The organism is Acidisoma sp. C75, from assembly GCF_054665095.1.
The window spans coordinates 249,420-268,691 of the sequence record NZ_BAAFHD010000001.1 but is presented as its reverse complement, the minus strand read 5'-3'; the positions used below and the strand labels follow the sequence as shown (position 1 = coordinate 268,691).

Annotated in this window: 15 protein-coding genes; 12 read left to right on the top strand and 3 right to left on the bottom strand. The window is 69.2% G+C overall.

The window, feature by feature from the left end; translation table 11 throughout:
- The first annotated feature begins 7 nt into the window (after positions 1-7).
- Positions 8-1,174 (top strand): sensor histidine kinase, encoded by a 1,167-nt coding sequence (locus ACYQ7X_RS01180; RefSeq protein ID WP_459694987.1) that lies wholly within the window; start codon positions 8-10, stop codon positions 1,172-1,174.
- Positions 1,175-1,274: 100 nt separating this feature from the next.
- On the opposite strand, the gene ACYQ7X_RS01175 is transcribed toward ACYQ7X_RS01180, so the two are convergent.
- A complete protein-coding gene (locus ACYQ7X_RS01175; protein ID WP_459694986.1) occupies positions 1,275-1,889 on the bottom strand; it encodes a RecX family transcriptional regulator in 615 nt (204 codons plus the stop codon).
- An 84-nt stretch (positions 1,890-1,973) separates the two neighbouring features.
- Here ACYQ7X_RS01175 and ACYQ7X_RS01170 point away from each other — a divergent pair, with 84 nt between their 5' ends.
- From ACYQ7X_RS01170 to ACYQ7X_RS01160, 3 genes are read left to right on the top strand one after another with little or no spacing between them, the layout of a single operon-like run.
- Positions 1,974-3,173, top strand: coding sequence for an acetylornithine transaminase (locus ACYQ7X_RS01170; RefSeq protein ID WP_459695203.1), 1,200 nt, complete (start codon positions 1,974-1,976; stop codon positions 3,171-3,173).
- A 17-nt stretch (positions 3,174-3,190) separates the two neighbouring features.
- A complete protein-coding gene (gene argF, locus ACYQ7X_RS01165; protein ID WP_459695202.1) occupies positions 3,191-4,183 on the top strand; it encodes an ornithine carbamoyltransferase in 993 nt (330 codons plus the stop codon).
- A gap of 1 nt (position 4,184) precedes the next feature.
- A complete protein-coding gene (locus ACYQ7X_RS01160; protein ID WP_459694985.1) occupies positions 4,185-5,045 on the top strand; it encodes an SDR family NAD(P)-dependent oxidoreductase in 861 nt (286 codons plus the stop codon).
- Positions 5,046-5,087: 42 nt separating this feature from the next.
- Here ACYQ7X_RS01160 and ACYQ7X_RS01155 read toward each other — a convergent pair whose 3' ends face one another.
- A complete protein-coding gene (locus ACYQ7X_RS01155; RefSeq protein WP_459694984.1) occupies positions 5,088-6,065 on the bottom strand; it encodes an SDR family oxidoreductase in 978 nt (325 codons plus the stop codon).
- Positions 6,066-6,298: 233 nt separating this feature from the next.
- Positions 6,299-6,772 carry a hypothetical protein gene (locus ACYQ7X_RS01150; RefSeq protein ID WP_459694983.1) on the bottom strand — a complete coding sequence of 158 codons (474 nt, stop codon included), beginning with the start codon at positions 6,770-6,772 and terminating at the stop codon, positions 6,299-6,301.
- Positions 6,773-6,988: 216 nt separating this feature from the next.
- On the opposite strand from ACYQ7X_RS01150, the gene ACYQ7X_RS01145 reads away from it, so the two are divergent.
- The 8 genes from ACYQ7X_RS01145 to ydiK all read left to right on the top strand — a co-directional run bounded on the left by ACYQ7X_RS01145 (position 6,989) and on the right by ydiK (position 19,238).
- Positions 6,989-7,567, top strand: coding sequence for a YqaA family protein (locus ACYQ7X_RS01145; RefSeq protein WP_459694982.1), 579 nt, complete (start codon positions 6,989-6,991; stop codon positions 7,565-7,567).
- Positions 7,568-7,576: 9 nt separating this feature from the next.
- Positions 7,577-8,662, top strand: coding sequence for a DMT family transporter (locus ACYQ7X_RS01140; RefSeq protein ID WP_459694981.1), 1,086 nt, complete (start codon positions 7,577-7,579; stop codon positions 8,660-8,662).
- A 51-nt stretch (positions 8,663-8,713) separates the two neighbouring features.
- Positions 8,714-9,352 (top strand): glutathione-regulated potassium-efflux system oxidoreductase KefF, encoded by a 639-nt coding sequence (gene kefF / locus ACYQ7X_RS01135; RefSeq protein WP_459694980.1) that lies wholly within the window; start codon positions 8,714-8,716, stop codon positions 9,350-9,352.
- Positions 9,349-11,241, top strand: a complete 1,893-nt coding sequence (locus tag ACYQ7X_RS01130; protein WP_459694979.1) for a monovalent cation:proton antiporter-2 (CPA2) family protein — start codon at positions 9,349-9,351, stop codon at positions 11,239-11,241. The genes kefF and ACYQ7X_RS01130 overlap by 4 nt, the downstream gene beginning before the upstream one ends.
- 205 nt (positions 11,242-11,446) lie before the next feature.
- The gene (locus tag ACYQ7X_RS01125; protein ID WP_459694978.1) at positions 11,447-12,895 is read left to right on the top strand and encodes an NAD(P)-dependent oxidoreductase; all 1,449 of its coding nucleotides are present in this window, start codon (positions 11,447-11,449) and stop codon (positions 12,893-12,895) included.
- A complete protein-coding gene (locus ACYQ7X_RS01120; RefSeq protein WP_459694977.1) occupies positions 12,892-13,419 on the top strand; it encodes a DUF2059 domain-containing protein in 528 nt (175 codons plus the stop codon). Before ACYQ7X_RS01125 ends, ACYQ7X_RS01120 begins: the two co-directional genes overlap by 4 nt.
- Before the next feature lie 70 nt (positions 13,420-13,489).
- Positions 13,490-18,058, top strand: a complete 4,569-nt coding sequence (gene gltB / locus ACYQ7X_RS01115; protein WP_459694976.1) for a glutamate synthase large subunit — start codon at positions 13,490-13,492, stop codon at positions 18,056-18,058.
- A 43-nt stretch (positions 18,059-18,101) separates the two neighbouring features.
- Positions 18,102-19,238: an AI-2E family transporter YdiK gene (gene ydiK / locus ACYQ7X_RS01110; RefSeq protein WP_459694975.1), complete on the top strand. Its 1,137-nt coding sequence runs from the start codon at positions 18,102-18,104 to the stop codon at positions 19,236-19,238.
- The last annotated feature ends 34 nt before the right edge of the window (positions 19,239-19,272 follow it).

Sequence of the window (19,272 nt, the reverse complement as noted above, 5' to 3'; positions counted from 1 at the left end):
GCCGCCGATGCAGGCTGATCCGGCCGGGGAACCGGCTTCCCAGCAGGTGGAGGCGCTGCTTGCCACACCTTCCCTGGCCGAGGCCCTGAACAACGAGCATTTCCGCCGCTTCCTGGACCAGGTGCCGGTGGCACTCATCCTCGCCGCGATCCATAGCCCGGAGGAGGAGCGGATTATCTACGCCAATCCGGAATTCGCCCGGCTGACCGGGCAGCCGGCGGAAGCGATGGTCGAACGCTCCTGGTCGGTGCTGGCCGGGATCGGCCATGCCTTGCCGAAGGCGGAGACCGCTGCCGCGGGGCGCGAGGCCGAAACCACGGATGATGCCGAGGGCGCGTGCGAAACGCTCGACCGCGCGATCACCAGCGGCTGCGAAGCGCGCGGCACCTTCCGCATCACCCCGCCGGAGGCGGAGGCAACGACCGTCGATGTCTATGCCAATGTCATCGAGGATGAGGATGGCCGCCCGGCCTTCCGCCTCGCCGCGCTTGCCGATGTCACCGCGCATCACGCGCCTGCCGAGGATGATCTCGCCCAGGCGCTGAAGGAGAAGGACACGCTGCTGCGCGAGGTGCAGCACCGCGTCAAGAACAACCTCCAGATGATCACCGCCCTCATCCGCATCGAGGCGCGCAACGCCGCCCGCGCGCCGGAGCCCGAGGCTTTCGCGCGCCTCGCCGGGCGGATCGAGGCGATCCAGTTGCTGTACGAATTGCTGTCGGACCAGGAGGACGCGCAGGAGGTCGATCTCGGCATCTACCTCACCCGCGTCGCCTCGGCGGTGCTCAAATCCCAGGCCGCCGAGGGCATCCGGCTCGATTGCCGGGTGGATGTCTATCCGGTGCCGGTCAATATCGCGATGCCGACCGGCCTCGTCGTCAACGAACTCCTGACCAATGCGCTGAAACACGCCTTCGCCGGGCGGGAGATCGGCACCATCACGCTGCATAGCGTCACCGATGGCGAGGGCTGCCTCGTCCTCGTCGCCGATGATGGCAACGGCATGCCAGAGGGCACGCAATGGCCTCAGCGCGGCAAGCTCAGCCACGCCATCGTGCAATCCCTCAAGGAGAATGCGCGGGCAACGGTGGAGGTGGCGAGCAGCGCGGAGACCGGCACCCGCGTCTCCATCCGCTTCAGCCGGGAGGATGCCGCCGCCGCGGGCCGAGGATGAGGATACACCCGCCGCCGCGCCGCATGCTGTCCGGCCATGGCCTCACAGGCGTTGCGGGCCGGATCGCCCGCCCTGCGATCCGCTTCATCGCCACACGGCGCTAGGCGCCGTCGCGCAGCAGCGCCTCCGCCTCCGCCCGCTCATAGGCGAGCGCCCGGCGTGTCGTCTCAGCCGAGAAGCCGGCCCGCGCGAAGGCCATGAGGATGCGGCGCCGCGCCTCGGCCGCCGCTGCCTCCTCCCGATCATTGTCTTGGCTACCGCCCTCCGCCCCGGCCGCCGCGAAGGGGCCGGCGCGCCGGCGCCGCGCGAAGGCGAGAGCGGCTGCGAGTTCGGCGCGTGCATCCTCGGGCACCGCCGCCCCTGCCCGCTCACCCGCGATGCCGCGGGCTGCGAGATGGGCGAGCACGGCGCGGCGGGAGCGGCCCGAACGGCGGAGCCGCCGAGCGCGGGCCTCGGCGAAGGCCGCGTCATTCACCGCGCCGAGGCGGACGAGATCGGAGACCACCCGCGCTGCCGCCGCGCGCGCCTTCGCGGCGGCAGAAGCGATCTCCCCCGCGTCCCCGCCTTCGTCCATGCGCGCGCGTGACCATGCGTTGATCCGCCGCGCCAGCACGCGCGCGAGGGAGGCTTCCGTGCCGCCATAGCGCGCGACATAGGCAAGGGCTGCCTCCCGCAGGGCCGCTTCATCGAGACGTGCGGTTTTTGCCTGCGTCATCTGTGTGATGCTTTATCCTGATTGATTGACGGCCGATGCGCGCGCACTCATACATCACTGCTTTCCTTGACTGGAAGGCGAGTGATGATTTCCGCCCTGATGCCGAATTACAACCGTGCCGACCTCGCTTTCGAGCGGGGCGAAGGCGCTTGGCTGTATTCGACGGATGGCCGACGATTCCTCGATTTCGCGGGCGGCATCGCCACCTCCTCCCTGGGCCACGGGCATCCGCACCTGGTCTCGGCCATCGCCGAGCAGGCCGCCCGCGTCATGCACGTTTCCAACCTCTATCGCATTCCGCAGGCGGAGAAGCTCGCCGCGCGGCTGGTGGAGGCGAGCTTCGGCGACAGCGTTTTCTTCTGCAATTCCGGCGCGGAAGCGAATGAGGGCATGGTCAAGATGATCCGCAAATACCATGCGGAGCGCGGCCAGCCGGAACGCTGGCGGGTGGTCTGCTTCGAGGGCGCCTTCCACGGCCGCACCCTGGCGATGATCTCGGCCACCGGCAACCCCAACTACATCAAGGGCTTCGGCCCGGCCGTGGACGGGTTCGACCATGTGCCCTTCAACAACCTCAACGCGCTCCGCGCCGCCATCACGGCCGAGACGGCGGGCATCCTGGTCGAGCCCATCCAGGGCGAGGGCGGCATCCGGTCGGCCGCCCCCGGCTTCCTCGAAGGGCTGCGCGCGGCGGCGGACGAGTTCGGCCTGCTCCTCGGCGTCGATGAGATCCAAACCGGCATGGGCCGCACCGGCCGCCTTTTCGCGCATCAATGGGCCGGCATCCGGCCGGACGTGATGTCGCTCGCCAAGGGCCTCGGCGGCGGCTTTCCGATCGGCGCGGTGGTGGCGAGCGAGGCGGTCGCCGCCCCGATCCGCCCCGGCACCCACGGCACCACCTTCGGCGGCAACCCGCTTGCCTGTGCCGCCGGCAATGCCGTGCTCGATATCGTGCTCGCCCCCGGCTTCCTCGATCAGGTGCAGGCGCGCGCGGCCTATTTCCGCGCCGGCCTCGCCCGCCTCCGCGCCGAATTCCCGGCGATCGTGCAGGAGGTGCGCGGCCAGGGGCTGCTCATCGGCCTCAAGCTTGCCCTGCCCAATACCAGCCTGCAGGCGGCCTGCCTGCAGGAAGGGCTGATGACGGTCGCGGCCGGGGATAACGTGCTCCGCATGGCGCCGCCGCTCATCATCACCGAGGCGGATTGCGATGCCGCCCTCGATCTGCTCGGCCGCGCGCTCGCGCGGCTCGCCGAGACCGCGGTTCCGGCGGAGGCGGCACAGTGAGAGACATCGCCGACCCGATCACCGAGCAGGCGGGGCAAACCTCCCCCTCAGGCTCGGCGCCAAACGACGCTGCAGCCCCCGCCGCCCGGCCGCGCCACTTCCTCGATATCCGCGATTTCGACGGGCCGACGCTGCGCGCCATGCTCGACGCCGCGGCGCGCTTCAAGGCCGGCCGGCGGTCGGCCGCGGGCCAGGAGCGGCCGCTTGCCGGCCGCACCATCGCCCTCATCTTCAGCAAGCCGAGCACCCGCACGCGGGTGAGCTTCGAGGTCGCCATGCGCGAACTCGGCGGCGAGGTGGTGGTGCTGCTCGGCCAGGATATGCAGCTCGGCCGGGGCGAGACCATCGCCGATACCGCGCGCGTGCTCTCTCGCTATGTGGATGCCATCATGCTCCGCACCGACCGTTCGGCGAAGCTCAACGAGCTTGCCGCCTATGCCACGGTGCCGGTGATCAACGGCCTTACCGAAGCCTCCCACCCCTGCCAGATCATGGCCGATATCCTGACCTTCGAGGAGCATCGTGGGCCGATCGCGGGGCAGAGCATCGCCTGGGTGGGCGATGGCAACAACGTCGCCCGCAGCTGGATCGAGGCGGCGGCGCGGCTCGGCGCACGGCTTCGCCTCGCTTGCCCCGAGGGGCTGGAACCGCCGTCCGAGCTGCTCGCCTGGGCGCGGGCGGAGGGCGCGGATGTGGCGCTCTTCAGCGATCCGCGCGCGGCGGTGGCGGGTGCCCGCTGCGTCATCACCGATACCTGGGTCAGCATGTCCGACCCGGATGGCGAGAACCGGCACAACCTCCTCGCCCCCTATCAGGTGACGGAGCGGCTGATGGCCGAGGCGGCACCGGACGCGCTCTTCATGCATTGCCTGCCCGCCCATCGCGGCGAGGAGGTGGCGGCGGCGGTGATCGACGGGCCGCAATCGGTGGTCTTTGACGAGGCCGAGAACCGGCTGCACGCCCAGAAGGGCATCCTCGCCTGGATCTTCGGCGCGCTGGACGGGGCGTGAGATGAGCGCGCCCGCCCCGCATGCGGTGATCACCGGGGCGACCAACGGCCTCGGCCGCTTCATCGCCCGCGGGCTGGTGCTGGCGGGCTACGACCTCACCCTCATCGCGCGGGACGCGGCCAAGGCGGCGGCAACGCGGGATTGGCTGGCCGGCATCCGACCGGGCGTCACGGTCGAGATCCTGCGGGCCGATCTCTCCCTGCTCGCCGAGACCCGCGCGGCCGGTGAGGCGATCCGCGCCCGCCATCCGGCGATCGCCCTTCTCGTCAACAATGCCGGGCTTCTGGTGCCGCAGCGCCGGCAGACGGCGGAGGGCCATGAGGTGACGCTCGCCACCAATCTGCTGAGCCCGCTCGCGCTGACCGAGACTCTGCTGCCCGCCCTTGCCGCCGGCGCGCCGGCGCGGGTGGTGATGACGGGCTCATCGAGCGCCGATCTCGCCGGGATCGACCCGGACAATCTGGAACTCACCCAGGGCTGGGGCAAGCTGCGCGCCTATGCGCGCTCCAAGCTCGCGCTCCTCATCATGAGCCGGACCTGGGCGCCGCGCCTGATGGCGCAGGGCATAACCCTCAACCTCGTCCATCCCGGCCTCGTGCGCACCGATATCCTGCGCCATGGCGGGGTGGAGGGAATTGCCTGGAAGCTCATCGGGCTTTTCAGCCTGAGCCCGGAGGATGGGGCGAAGGCGCCGCTGCACGCCTGCCTCGCCCCCGAACTCGCCGGCCGCACCGGCCTCTATCTCAAGCCGGGGGGAGAGGCGAAGCCCAATCCCCGCGTCCAGGATGCCGCTCTCGTCGCGCGGGTGGAGGCAGCCGTGATGCGGCTGCTCGCCGCGAGCGATAGCGCCGCGCCAGGCTGAACCGCCGGGGGATCGGCCGAGCGCCGCCGCCGCCGGCAGCCATCAATCCCCCACCCCCGGCAGGCGGGTGAAGAGCCGGCGGAGCGCCATCTGCAAGCTCCACCGCCGCGCGTGGCGGCCGAAGGCGCCATAGGCGCCGGATGCCTCGCCGGAGGGCGCGAAGACCGTGGGCGCCGCCTCCGCGCCCGCCGCTGCCGCCGCGCCGCGGGCCCGCTGCGCCTCCACCCCGATGCGGCGGACGACCGCGCCGGTCCCGACCGGGGCGATGCGGCTGAGCAGCGCGAAGCAGGCGACGGTGCCGGTGATCGTCATTTCCGCGCGCCCGGTGCGGGCGGCAAGCAGGATGGCGCGCGCGATCACCTCAGGCTGATAGACCGGCGGCACCGGCCGCGCCGGCCAGCCCATATGGGTGATGGCATGGGCGAAGAAGGGCGTGTTGACGGCGGGGGGAAAGACCGTGCTGATCCGCACGCGGCTGCCTTCGAAGGCGAGTTCGATCCGCAGCGCCTGGCCGAAGGCGCGCACGGCGGCCTTGGCACCGGAATAGGAGGTCATCAGCGGCAGGCCGTGAAAGACCACGCCCGAGCAGACATTGACGATGGTGCCGCGGCCCCGCGCCCGCATGCGCGACAGCGCGACCCGCGTACCGTTGACGGTGCCGAGATAGGTGACCTCCGTCACCTGGCGGAACTCCTCTTCCGGCACATCCGTGAAGCGGCCATAGACGCCGTTGCCGGCGGCGTTGATCCAGACCTCGATCGGCCCGAGCGCCGCTTCGATCGCGGCAGCCGCCGCTTCCAGCGCCGCCGGCTCCGTCACATCCGCAATCGCGATCGCCGCTTCCCCGCCGCCGGCCGCCACTTCCGCGGCACTCGCCCGCAGCCCCGCTTCACCGCGCGCGATGAGGCCGACGCGCCAGCCCGCAGCCGCGAAAATGCCGGCGGTGCAGCGGCCGATGCCGGAGGAGCCGCCGGTGATGACGACGACACCCGGATGAGACCGGCTTCGCTCGCGCTTCAATGCCGCCTCACCCTCTCTTGCCGGCCGCGCCCCGCGCATGCGCCGATGCCCTGCCCCTCGCTCCAGGCTGGAGCGGCCCCTGGCCGCCAGGGCGCGCCAGAACCCGTTTCAACTTATCGTTCGTGCGAGCATCTCCACCGGGCCGGATCGTCTCGTCCGGCCAGGATCCGCTCCGGGCGCGATCCGGCGCCCGCTCTTTACCTCCCCCGCGGCTGTCCTCGCCCTCCTCGGGCTCAGCCCGGCCCGCCGCAGCGGACCAGGGGGCTCGGGAAGCCGGTGCAATCCGGGAAGCGGATCTCATTTGGCCCTGTCCGCACCACCCGCAAGACGTTGGGCTGCGGGCAGCCGAAGCCGAGATCTTCCGGCACCCCGCCGATCACCGCCGGCTTCTCGTTCGGCGGCGCGAGCAGGAAGATCGTCCCGTCCGGCGTGCCGCGCACGCTGACGATCAGGTTCTGGATCGGCGCCGGATGCATCAGCGTCGAATGCATCACGACATCCTGAGAGACGGCAAAGGTCGCATGCGCCGTGCATTCGGCGAGCGTCATATGGGCAGGCGCCGGCAGGATGCCGCCGGCCCAGGTGCCGAACAACCAGGCATGCGGCGGCGCACCCTGCGCCCGGCCCGGGATTGCCGGGAAGAGGGAGGCGAGAAGGCCGGCGGCGAGCAGGGCCGCCATCCGGGCACGCGGTTTCTTGCGGAGCATGTCTGTCTCTTGGCCTCGTCTGGTCTCTATCCTGGCGCCGTCCCCGCGCGCGAAGGCCCGCGGCAGCCGCTCCAGCTGGTTGGTTTTGCGATCACCCTGATCGCGCCCCGGGTGTTTCGCCCGGAGCGCGCATCCACTCTCGCCCAGCCGCTCCATTGAAGCGACGGCGGCGCCGTGGCAAGTCCCTCCGCGCAACAGGCAAGGAAATGCGCGCCGATGCTCAAGCGCCTCTATGATCGCGTGATCGCCCTGGCCGGGCATCGGCATGCCGGCTGGGCGCTGTTCGCGGTCGCCTTCGCCGAGGCGAGCGTCTTTCCCATCCCACCCGATGCGCTGCTCCTCGCCATGGGCATCGCCAGCCCGCGCCACGTCTGGCGCTATGCGCTGATCGCGACCTTGGGCAGCCTGCTCGGCGGCGCCTTCGGCTACTACATCGGCTACGCCATCTTCGATCAGCTGGCGCAGCCGATCATCCATTTCTACCACCTCGAACACGCCCTCAGGACCTTCCAGGAGAAGTTCGCGCGCTACGGCCTTTATGTTATCCTGATCAAGGGGTTGACGCCGATCCCCTACAAGATTGTGACGATCGCGGCCGGCGCCGCGCGGTTCGATTTCTGGCTCTTCATGGCGGCCAGCCTCGTCACCCGCGGAGGGCGGTTCCTGCTCGTCGCCACCCTCATCCGGCTGTTCGGCGAGGCCGCGCGGGACTTCGTCGAGCGGCGGCTGATGCTGGTCACGAGCCTCTTCGCGATCGGCATCATCGGCGGCTTCTTCTTCCTCCTCTATATCTAGAGAACCGGGATGCGACACCCGGCCTCGCTCCGCGCGGCGGCCCCGGCGCTCGGCGCCGCCCTGCTGTTCGGCGCCAGCACGCCGGGCGCCAAGCAGCTGCTCGGCGGCATCGGCCCGTGGATGCTGGCGGGGCTGCTCTATCTCGGCTCCGGTCTCGGCCTCGGGCTCATCACGCTCATCCGTGGCGTCAGCAGGCGGCCGGCGGGGGAAGCGCCGCTCCGCCGCGCCGATCTGCCCTGGCTTGCCGCCGTCGTGGTGATGGGCGGCGCGCTCGGCCCCGCCCTTCTCATGCAGGGCCTCGCCCGCGTGCCGGCAGCCTCGGCGGCGCTGCTGCTCAATGCCGAGGGGCTCGCCACCATGCTGATCGCCTGGTTCGTCTTTCACGAGAATGCGGACCGGCGGATCGTCACCGGGGCGCTCGCCATCCTCACCGGCGCCCTCATCCTCTCCTGGCATCCCGGCGCCGGATCGGGCGGCTTCGGCGGGCTCGGCGCGCTCCTCATCCTCGGCGCCTGCCTCGCCTGGGGGGTGGACAATACCCTCTCCCGCCGCCTCGCCGCGGTGGACCCGGTGCGGATCGCGATGATCAAGGGCCTCGTCGCCGGCGCGGCCAATCTCGCGCTGGCGCTGACGGCAGGCGAGCGGCTGCCGGGTGGGGGGCTCCTCGCCGGCGCCGGGCTCATCGGCTTCGCGGGCTACGGGGTGAGCCTTGTGCTCTTCATGCTGAGCCTGCGCGCCCTCGGCGCCGCGCGCACCGGCGCCTATTTCTCGCTCGCCCCCTTCATCGGCGCGCTGCTCGCCGTGCTGGTGCTGGGCGAACGGCCGACGGCGGCGCTGCTCGTCGCCGGGTTGCTGATGGCCATCGGCCTCTACCTGCACCTTGCCGAGCGCCATGCGCATGAACATGAGCACGGCGCGATGGAGCATGAGCACGCACATGTGCATGATGCGCATCACCAGCATGCGCATGGGCCGGAGGATCCGCCGGGGGAGCCGCATAGCCACCCGCACCGGCACGAGCCGATGACCCATAGCCACGCGCATTACCCCGATCTTCACCATCGCCATCGCCACCCGAAGCGGGAGCGGGCGTGACGCGGCAAGGCAGGGCGTGAGGCGGCGGGCGAGACGAAAGGACGGCAGGGCGTGATCTTCGGCTACTTCAAGACAAGGGCGCGCCGGCGGGCGCGCGCGGCGGAACTCAAGCTCGAACTCGTCTCCGCCCTCACCCCGGTGGTGGAGAGCCGGGCCGCGCTCATCCTCTTCGCCCATCCGACGGCCGACCGCTCCCGCGCCAATGCCGCCCTGCTCGCCGCCGCACGGGCCCGCCCGGATGTGACGGTGCAGGATCTCTACCGCGCCTATCCGGATTTCCTGATCGACGTGCAGGCCGAACAGGCGCGCCTGCTCGCCCATCCCCTCATCGTGCTGCAGTTTCCGGTGCAGTGGTATTCGACCCCGCCTCTGCTCAAGGAATGGATCGACACCGTTCTGCTGCACGGCTTCGCCTATGGCGACCAGGGCTCGCATCTGCGGGGCAAGGCGCTGATGCTGGCGATCACCGCCGGCAGCCCGGAGGAGGATTACGGCGCCGAGGGCCCGCATCGCTATACGCTGCCCGATTTCCTCCGCCCGCTGGAGGCGACCGCGCAGCTCTGCGGCATGCGCTGGCTGCCGCCCTTCATCCTCTATGGCGCGAGCGCCCTCGATGCGGAGGCGCGCGCCCGCGCAGCCGAAGCGTACGCCGCCCGGCTCGCCGAAACCATCACGGAGCTTGCGCCATGAAAACCGATACGGTGCTGTTCCAGGCGCTCGTCTATCTGGCGGCGAGCGTGATCGCCGTGCCCATCGCCAAGCGCGCCGGCCTCGGCTCGGTGCTCGGCTATCTCATCGCCGGCGCGGTCATCGGACCCTATGCGCTGCATCTGGTGGGGGACCAGAAGGATGTGATGGGCTTCGCCGAATTCGGCGTCGTCATCCTCCTCTTCCTCATCGGCCTCGAAGTGCGGCCGGCCCTGCTCTGGACGATGCGGGCGGCGATCTTCGGCCTCGGCCTCGCGCAGGTGGTGGGCCTCGGCGCGGTGCTCGGCCTTGCTGCCCTGCTGCTCGGCCTGCCTTGGCCGCAGGCGCTGGCGGCGGGGCTCATCCTCGCCATGTCCTCCACCGCGATCGTGCTGCAAACCCTCGACGAGAAGGGCATGCGGCGCGGGCCGGTGGGCACCGCCGCCTTCGGCGTGCTGCTGTTTCAGGATCTCTCCGTCATTCCCCTTCTGGTGCTGCTGCCGCTGCTCGCCATGGGCCGCGCGCCGCATCCGGGCGAGGCAGGGGGTGGTGCTGCGGGGCTGCATGGCGCGCTGCATGCGCTCGCCGTGCTCGCCGCCATCGCCCTCATCATCGCCTTCGGCCGCTATCTCACCGGCCCGATCTTCCGCTTCATCGCAGCGACCCGGCTGCGCGAGATCTTCACCGCGACGGCGCTGCTGCTGGTTTTCGCCGTCACCGCGCTGATGCAGGTGGTCGGCCTCTCCCCGGCCCTCGGCGCCTTCCTGGCGGGCGTGATGCTCGCCGAAAGCGAGTTCCGCCGCGAATTGGAAGCCGATATCGAGCCCTTCCGCGGCCTGCTGCTCGGCCTCTTCTTCATCACCGTCGGCGCGAGCCTGGATTTCGCCCTCGTCGCCCGCCACCCCGCGCTCATCCTCGGCCTCACCCTCGGGCTGATGGCGCTGAAGGCCGAGGGGATGACGCGGCTCGCCCGCCTCTTCCACCTCACCGCCGGAGACGCGCGAATGACCGGCATCGCGCTCTGCCAGGGCGGCGAATTCGCCTTCGTTCTCACGGGCTTCGTGGTGGCGGCGCATGTGCTGCCACTGGCCATCGCCGGGATGCTCAATGCCATCGTCGCGCTCTCGATGGTGCTGACGCCGCTCGCCTTCCTCGGCCAGGAACGGCTCATGACCCGGCCGGCAGCGCCCGAGGCACCGCGCCCGGAAAACCCGGGCTTCGATGCCGAGCCGGATGTCATCGTCGCCGGATTCGGGCGCTTCGGGCAGATCGCCGCCCGATTGCTGCGCGCCAATGGCTACAAGACCTCGGTGCTCGACATCAGCACGAGCCAGATCGAACTGCTGCGCCGCTTCGGCCAGCGGGTGCAGTATGGCGATGCCTCCCGCCTCGAACTGCTGGAAGCGGCGGGGGCGGCGCGCGCCAAGCTCCTCATCGTCGCGATCGACGACCGCGACAAGGCGGTGGAGATCGTCGAAGCCGCGCGCCACGCCTTTCCTGATCTGATCATCCTCGCCCGCGCCTGGGACCGGCGGGCCGCCTACGATCTGCTGGACCACGGCGCGCATGTGGTGGAGCGGGAGAATTTCGAAGGCGCGCTGGCGCTCGGCCGGGTGGCCCTGGAAAAGCTCGGCCAGCATCCGCACCAGGCGCATCGCGCCGCCGCCCTCTTCCGCCGGCATGACCGCAAGCTCTTCCACAAGCTGCGGCCGCTCTGGGGTGATGAGGAAGGCTTCATCCTCGCCTCCCGCCAATCGACCCGGGCCTTCGAGGCGGTGATGATGGCAGAGCGGGACGGGCGGGAGAACGCGGGCGACGCGCCAGGTTGGCGCCTCTCATCCGAGGAGGCGGCAGATGCCGAGGATGAGGCGAACCGCCGGCTGAGCGCCTGAGCGAAAGGACCGAAACGGACCTTTTTGGCGTGGGCGCGGCGGATCGTTTCAGAGCGCATGAGCGTTATGCGGCGATTTAGGTCAGCATCACTGATCATTCGCTGAAATTTCTCTTCGCAGCGGCCGCGTTTCGCGTTAGAGCACAGAGACCGCGCGGCGCCGCATCTTTGGCGCGCCCGCGCCCTGCCGCCGAGGAGACGATGCGATGGCCGAGCGCATGCTGAAATTCGTGCACACCCCGCAGAAGATCCCGCAGAAGCGGGCCGCCCAGCTGCGCGTGCAGGATTTCGACGAGATCTATGCCCGCTTCGACCCTGCCCGCGCCGGCGAGCAGGCGAGCCGCTGCAGCCAGTGCGGCGTGCCCTTCTGCTCGATCCACTGCCCGCTCGGCAATCATATCCCGGACTGGCTGCGGCTGACCGCCGAGGGCCGGCTGCAGGAAGCCTACGAGGTTTCCACCGCGACCAATACCTTCCCCGAGATCTGCGGCCGCATCTGCCCGCAGGACCGGCTGTGCGAGGGTAATTGCGTCATCGAGAAAGGCTTCGAGAGCGTCACCATCGGCGCGGTCGAACGCTATATCACCGATACCGCCTTCGAGCGCGGCTGGGTCACGCCCGTCAAGCCGGCGCAGGAGCGGGCAGAATCGATCGGCATCATCGGCGCCGGCCCGGGTGGCCTGGCGGCGGCCGAGAAACTCCGCCGCCTCGGCTACCAGGTGCATGTCTATGACCGGTACGACCGGCCGGGCGGCCTGCTCATCTACGGCATCCCGGGCTTCAAGCTGGAAAAGGAGGTCGTGCTCCGCCGCTGGAAATACCTCGAGGAGTGCGGCGTGCAGTTCCATCTAAACTGCGCGATCGGCGATGGTGCGGGCGATACCCTCTCCTTCGCCGATCTCCGCGCCCGCCATGCGGCCGTGCTGATCGCGACCGGCGTCTATAAGGCGCGGGATATCGGCGGCCCCGGCGCGGGGTTGCCCGGCATCGTCGCGGCGCTCGACTATCTCACCGCCTCCAACCGCCAAGGGCTCGGCGAGCAGGTGGCCGATTTCGAGAGCGGCCTGCTCAATGCGGAGGGCAAGCGCGTCGTCGTCATCGGCGGCGGGGATACGGCGATGGATTGCGTGCGCACCGCCGTGCGCCAGGGCGCCGCCTCCGTGCAATGCCTCTACCGGCGCGACCGCGCCAATATGCCGGGCTCGATGCGCGAGGTGAAGAATGCCGAGGAAGAGGGCGTCGAATTCGTCTGGCTCTCGGCGCCCGAAGCCTTCCTCGGCGAAGGCCGCGTCTCGGGCGTGCGCGCGGTGCGCATGCATCTCGGCCTGCCGGATGCCTCGGGCCGCCAGTCGGTCGAGCCCTTGCCCGGCAGCCACTTCAATCTGGAGGCCGATCTCGTCATCAAGGCGCTCGGCTTCGACCCCGAGGACATGCCGGGAATGTTCGGCGAGCCGGGGCTTGAGGTCAGCCGCTGGGGCACGCTTCGCGTCAACCATCGCAGCTTCATGACGGCGATTCCCGGCGTCTTCGCGGCCGGGGACATCGTGCGCGGCGCGAGCCTCGTCGTCTGGGCGATCAAGGACGGGCAGGATGCGGCGGCGCAGATCCACGCCTATGTGCAGCAGCCGGCCAGCGTCGCGGTCGCCGCGGAATGATGCGCCGTCTCTCTTTGACGACGGCGGCGGCGGCGCTCGGCGCGCTCCTTCTCTCCCCGCTGGCCCGCGCGCAAGATGCGAGCAGCGGCCAGGCAGCGCTTTCGACCGAGCAGGTGCAGCTCGGCACAGAGGTCGCGCAGGCGATCGGCATCCAGACGGTCGCCGATGCCGCCGTCAAGGCGCTCCGCGTCGTGCTGGTGGAAAGCATCGCGGCGGATAACAAGCTGCCGGCCGAGAAAGTGGCGCCGATCGTGGACCAGATCCTGGTGCCCGATCTGCAAGCGCGGGAGCCGGAATTCGTCGGCGCCGTCGGCGCGCTCTACGCCCGCGCCTTCACGGTGGCCGAGATGCAGCAGATCCTCGCCTTCTACCAGACGCCGGTGGGGCAGAAGCTCGAAGGGCTGCAGCCGGAGCTTTCGCACGAAATGGTCGCCGCCGGCCATGCCTGGATCGGCCGCGCGGGCGAGGCGGTGCTGAAGGCGGATGCCGGGCGCCTCGCGGCGCAGGGCCTCAAGATCGATTGAGTTCATTGGGCGGCCCGCGCGCGGGCCGTATCGCGGCAGCCGCAGGGCGCCGCCGGGTGAGGAGAAAGCCATGACGGAAGAGACGGCGATGGGCGGGCATCTCGGCGAGGTTCTGGAAACCGGCGCGGCATTCCTCGACGCCTGGGACCGCAACGCCGCGGCGCTCGCCGGTTCCTACGATGCCTCCCAGGAGCATGATGCCTGCGGCGTCGGCATGATCGCGGCCCTCGACGGCAAGCGCCGGCGCGATGTGGTGCAGGCGGGGATCGACGCGCTGAAGGCCGTCTGGCATCGCGGCGCGGTCGATGCCGATGGCAAGACCGGAGACGGCGCCGGCATCCATATCGAGATTCCGCAGGATTTCTTCGCCGACGCGGTCAAGCGCATGGGCGCGCAGCTGCGCCCCGGCCCCATCGCGGTCGGCCAGGTCTTCATGCCGAAGACCGATCTCGGCGCGCAGGAGCGCTGCCGCCAGATCGTCGAGACCGAGATCCTCGCCCTCGGCTACCAGATCTATGGCTGGCGCCAGGTGCCGATCAATGTCGAGTGCATCGGCGAGAAGGCGAATGCGACGCGCCCCGAGATCGAGCAGATCATGCTGTGGAACGCGCGCGGCGTCTCCGAGGTCGAGTTCGAGCGCGATCTCTACGTCATCCGCCGGCGGATCGAGAAGAATACCATCGCCGCCCAGATCCCCGATCTCTACTTCTGCTCCCTCTCCTGCCGCTCGATCGTCTATAAGGGCATGTTCCTCGCCGAGAGCCTGACGGAGTTCTATCCCGACCTGCTCGATGCGCGCTTCGTCTCGCGCTTCGCGATCTATCACCAGCGCTATTCGACGAACACCTTCCCCACCTGGAAGCTCGCCCAGCCCTTCCGCGCCATCGCCCATAACGGCGAGATCAACACGATCAACGGCAACGTCAACTGGATGAAGAGCCACGAGACGCGGCTTTCCTCCGATCTGCTCGATGCCTTCATGGACGACATCAAGCCCGTGGTGCAGGCGGGCGGCTCTGACACCGCCTCGATGGACAATGTCTTCGAGCTGCTGATCCGCTCGGGGCGCGACGCGCCGATGGTCAAGGCGATGATGATCCCGCCCTCCACGGGTGGCACCTCCTTCATGCCGCAGGATCATTGCAACATGATCGCCTATTGCAACGCGGTGATGGAGCCGTGGGACGGGCCTGCGGCGGTGACCGCGACCGATGGCCGCTGGGTCGTCGCCGGGCTCGACCGCAACGGCCTCCGCCCGCTGCGCTACACCGTGACGAGCCATGACATGCTCGTCGTCGGCTCCGAGACCGGCATGGTGAAGTTCGAGGAAGGCATGATCGTCGAGAAGGGGCGCGTCGGCCCCGGCCAGATGATCGCGGTCGATCTCGAAGAGCCGCGTTTCTATGACAACACGTCGATCATGGATCTGCTCGCCGCCCGCCACCCCTATGGCGAATGGGCCAAGCGCATCGTCAAGATCGACGACGTGATCAAGACCGATGCGGTCGAGCCCGTCATCTTCCAGACCGAGGAGCTGCGCCGCCGGCAATTGGCGACCGGCATGACGCTGGAAGAGATGGAGACGATCCTTCAGCCGATGGCCGAGGATGCCAATGAGGCGACCGGCAGCATGGGCGACGATACGCCGATCGCCGTGCTCTCCGATCGCTATCGCGGCCTGCACCACTATTTCCGGCAGAATTTCAGCCAGGTGACGAACCCGCCGATCGACAGCCTGCGCGAAACCCGCGTCATGTCCATCACCACGCGGCTCGGCAATCTCGGCAATGTTCTGGAGGAGGGCGAGCACCAGTTCGATATTCTGCAGCTGTCGAGCCCCATTCTCTCGACCGGCGAATTCATGGTGATGCGCGAGCAGATGGGCCGCGCCGTCGTCGCGATCGACGCGACCTTCCCGGTGGAGGAAGGCGAGGCCGGGCTCCGCCCCGCGCTCGACCGGATCCGCCAGGAGGCGGAGGAGGCGGTGCGCGCGGGGGCGGCACATCTCATTCTGAGCGATGAGGCGATGGGCCCGGCGCGCGTGCCGATCCCGATGATCCTGGCGACGGGGGCGGTGCATACCCATCTCGTCCACACCAGCTTGCGCACGTTCACGAGCGTCAATGTCCGCTCCGCCGAATGCCTCGACGTGCATTACTGCGCCGTGCTGCTCGGCGTCGGCGCGACGACGATCAACCCCTACCTCGCGCAGGAGACGATCATCGATCGCCACCGGCGGGGGCTTTTCGGGGATACGCCGGTCAAGGTCGCGGTCGGGCGCTACAAGAAGGCGCTGGACAAGGGCCTGCTCAAGACCATGGCGAAGATGGGCATCGGCGTCCTGTCCTCCTATCGCGGCGGCTACAATTTCGAGGCGATCGGGCTTTCCCGCGCGCTCGTCGGTGAGTTTTTCCCCGGCATGCAGTCCCGCATCTCGGGCATCGGCCTCGCGGGCATCGCGCGCAAGGTGCTGGAACTGCACAAGGCGGCCTGGGCGGAGGGCGTGCAGCCCCTGCCCGTCGGCGGGCTTTACAAGCTCCGCCGCGGCGGCGAGGTGCATGCTTTCGATGGCAGCCTCATCCATGTGCTGCAAACCGCCGTCGCGACCGACAGCTACCAGACCTATCGCAAGTATTCCGAAGCCTGCCGGCGGCTGCCGCCCGTCGCCTTGCGCGATCTCCTCGATTTCCGCAGCGAGGGCCGGGTGCCGGTGCCGCTCGAAGATGTCGAAAGCGTCACGGAGATCCGCAAGCGGCTGATCGCGCCGGGCATCTCGCTCGGCGCCCTCTCGCCGGAAGCGCATGAGACGCTCTCGATCGCCATGAACCGCATCGGCGCGCGCTCCGATAGCGGCGAAGGCGGCGAAGATCCGGGCCGCGCCACCCCGCGCGCCAATGGCGACAACGCATCCTCGGCCATCAAGCAGATCGCCTCGGGGCGCTTCGGCGTCACCGCCGACTATCTGAACAACTGCCGCGAGATCGAGATCAAGGTGGCGCAGGGCGCCAAGCCCGGCGAGGGCGGGCAGCTTCCCGGCTTCAAGGTGACGGAACTGATCGCCAAGCTCAGGCATTCGACGCCGGGGGTAACGCTGATCAGCCCGCCGCCGCACCACGATATCTATTCGATCGAGGATCTGGCGCAGCTCATCTACGATCTCAAGCAGATCAACCCGGAGGCGACGGTCTGCGTCAAGCTCGTCTCGCGCTCAGGGATCGGCACCATCGCCGCCGGCGTTGCCAAGGCAAAGGCGGATGCGATCCTGATTTCCGGCCATTCGGGCGGCACCGGCGCCTCGCCGCTGACCTCGATCAAATATGCCGGGCTGCCGTGGGAGATGGGGCTTTCGGAAGCGCATCAGGTGCTGATGCTCAACCGGCTCCGGCATCGGGTGAAGCTGCGCACCGATGGCGGCATCAAGACAGGCCGCGATGTGGTGATCGCCGCCATGCTCGGCGCCGAGGAATTCGGCATCGGCACGGCGAGCCTCGTCGCCATGGGCTGCATCATGGTCCGCCAATGCCACAGCAATACCTGCCCGGTCGGCGTCTGCGTGCAGGATGAGAGCTTGCGCGCCAAGTTCGAAGGCACGCCGGAGAAGGTCATCAACCTCTTCTCCTTCATTGCCGAGGAGGTGCGTGAGATCATCGCCTCTCTGGGCTTCCGCAGCCTCAGCGAGGTCATCGGGCGGACCGACCTGCTGCACCAGATCAGCCGCGGCAGCACGCTGCTCGACGATCTCGATCTCAACCCGATCCTGGCCCAGGCCGATCCGGGGCCGTATGCGCGCTACTGCACGCTGGAAGGGCGCAACGAAGTGCCCGAGACGCTGGATGCGCAGATGATTGCGGATGCCGCGCCCTTCTTCGAGCGGCGGGAGAAGATGCAGCTGCAATACAATGTGCGGAACACTCATCGCGCCATCGGCACCAAGTTCTCGGGCGCCATCGTCCGCACCTTCCGGGGCGAGAGCCTGCCGGCGGGCCATGTGACGGTGCGGCTGCGGGGCTCGGCCGGCCAGTCGCTCGGCGCCTTCGCGGTGCCGGGGCTCAAGCTCGAAGTCATCGGCGACGCGAATGATTACGTCGGCAAGGGCCTCTCGGGCGGCACCATCGTGGTGCGCACCGCCCCCTCCTCCAAGATGCAGAGCCAGGCGAATACCATCATCGGCAATACCTGCCTCTATGGCGCGACGGCGGGGGCGCTCTTCGCCGCGGGCCAGGCCGGCGAGCGCTTCGCCGTGCGCAATTCCGGCGCGGTCGCGGTGGTCGAGGGCTGCGGCTCCAACGCCTGCGAATACATGACGGGCGGCACCGTCGTCATCCTCGGCGGTTTCGGAGATAATTTCGGCGCCGGCTTCACCGGCGGCGTGGCTTTCCTCTACGATCCGGAGGGGGAATTCGAGAGCCGCATCAACCCCGATACGCTCACCTGGCAGCGCGTCGGCTCAGCCTATTGGGAAAGCCGGCTGCGCGGCCTCGTCGAGCGGCACGTGCAGGAGACGAACAGCCGCTACGCCGCCATGTTGCTGCATGATTGGGAGCAGACGGTCTCCCACATCTGGCAGGTGGTGCCGAAGGATTATGTGAAGTATCTGCCGCATGCCCTGAGCGACGGGCAGGCCCAGGCATCCGCCTGAGCTTGCCGCCGCACTGGACCAGGGCGGGGCGAGAGGGGCGGTGATGGGCTTTTTCAACTGGCGTGGCGGCCGCAGGCAGGCGGCCGCCACGCAATCTTCCACCGCCGTTCTGGCCGGGGTGGAGACGACCGGGCCGCATCCGCCGCGGCCGGACCCGACGCGGCTGATGATGCTGCTCTTCCTCATCGGCGGGCTGATGCTGGCCTCGCTCTGGGTCATGCGGCCCTTCCTGCCGGCGAGCATCTGGGCCACCACCATCGTCGTCGCCATCTGGCCGCTGCTGCTGAAGCTGCAGCGCCTGCTCTGGGGCAGCCGCGGGGTCGCCGTTTCGGTGATGACGCTCGTCGTCGTGGTGCTCTTCGTGGTGCCCTTCTGGCTGGCCGTCGTCACCATCCTCAATCATGTGGACAGCCTCATCGGCCTCGCCCACGCGGCGATCACCTTCCGCCTGCCAAGCCCGCCCGACTGGCTCGGCGGCGTGCCGCTGGTGGGCGACAAGCTCACCGAGCTTTGGGCGAAATTCGAGGGCCAGGGCCTCTCCAAGGTGCTGCCCTCCGTCACCCCCTATGTCGGCTCCGCGGCGCAATGGTTCCTCGGCACCATCGGCAGCTTCGGCCGCCTGCTCGTGCAGTTCATCCTGACGACGATCATCGTCGCCATCATGAGCACGCATGGTGAAACGGGCGCGGCCCTCGCCATCGGCTTTGGCCATCGGGTCGGGGGTGAGCGGGGCGAGCAGATGGTGGTGCTCGCCGGCCGCTCGATCCGCGCCGTCGCCTTGGGCGTGATGGTGACCTCGCTGGTCGATGCCATCGTCGGCGGCGTCGGCATGATGATCACCGGCGTGCCGCTCGCTTCGGTACTGACCGCGGTGATGTTCATCTTCTGCGTGGCGCAGGTCGGGCCCGGCATCGTGCTGATACCGGCCGATATCTGGATGTTCGTCGCCGGCCGCTACTGGATGGCGAGCCTGCTGCTGGTCTTCACCATCGTTGCCATCGTCATCGACAATCTCCTGCGCCCGATCCTCATCCGCAAGGAGGCGAACCTGCCGATCCTGCTCGTGCTGGTGGGCGTGCTCGGCGGGCTCAGCGCCTTCGGGCTCATCGGGCTGTTCATCGGCCCGGCCGTGCTCGCCGTCAGCTACACCCTCTTCCGCGCCTGGATCGCGGAGGGCTGAGGGATCGGCCACCCCCGGAGAGATGCCCCGGGGG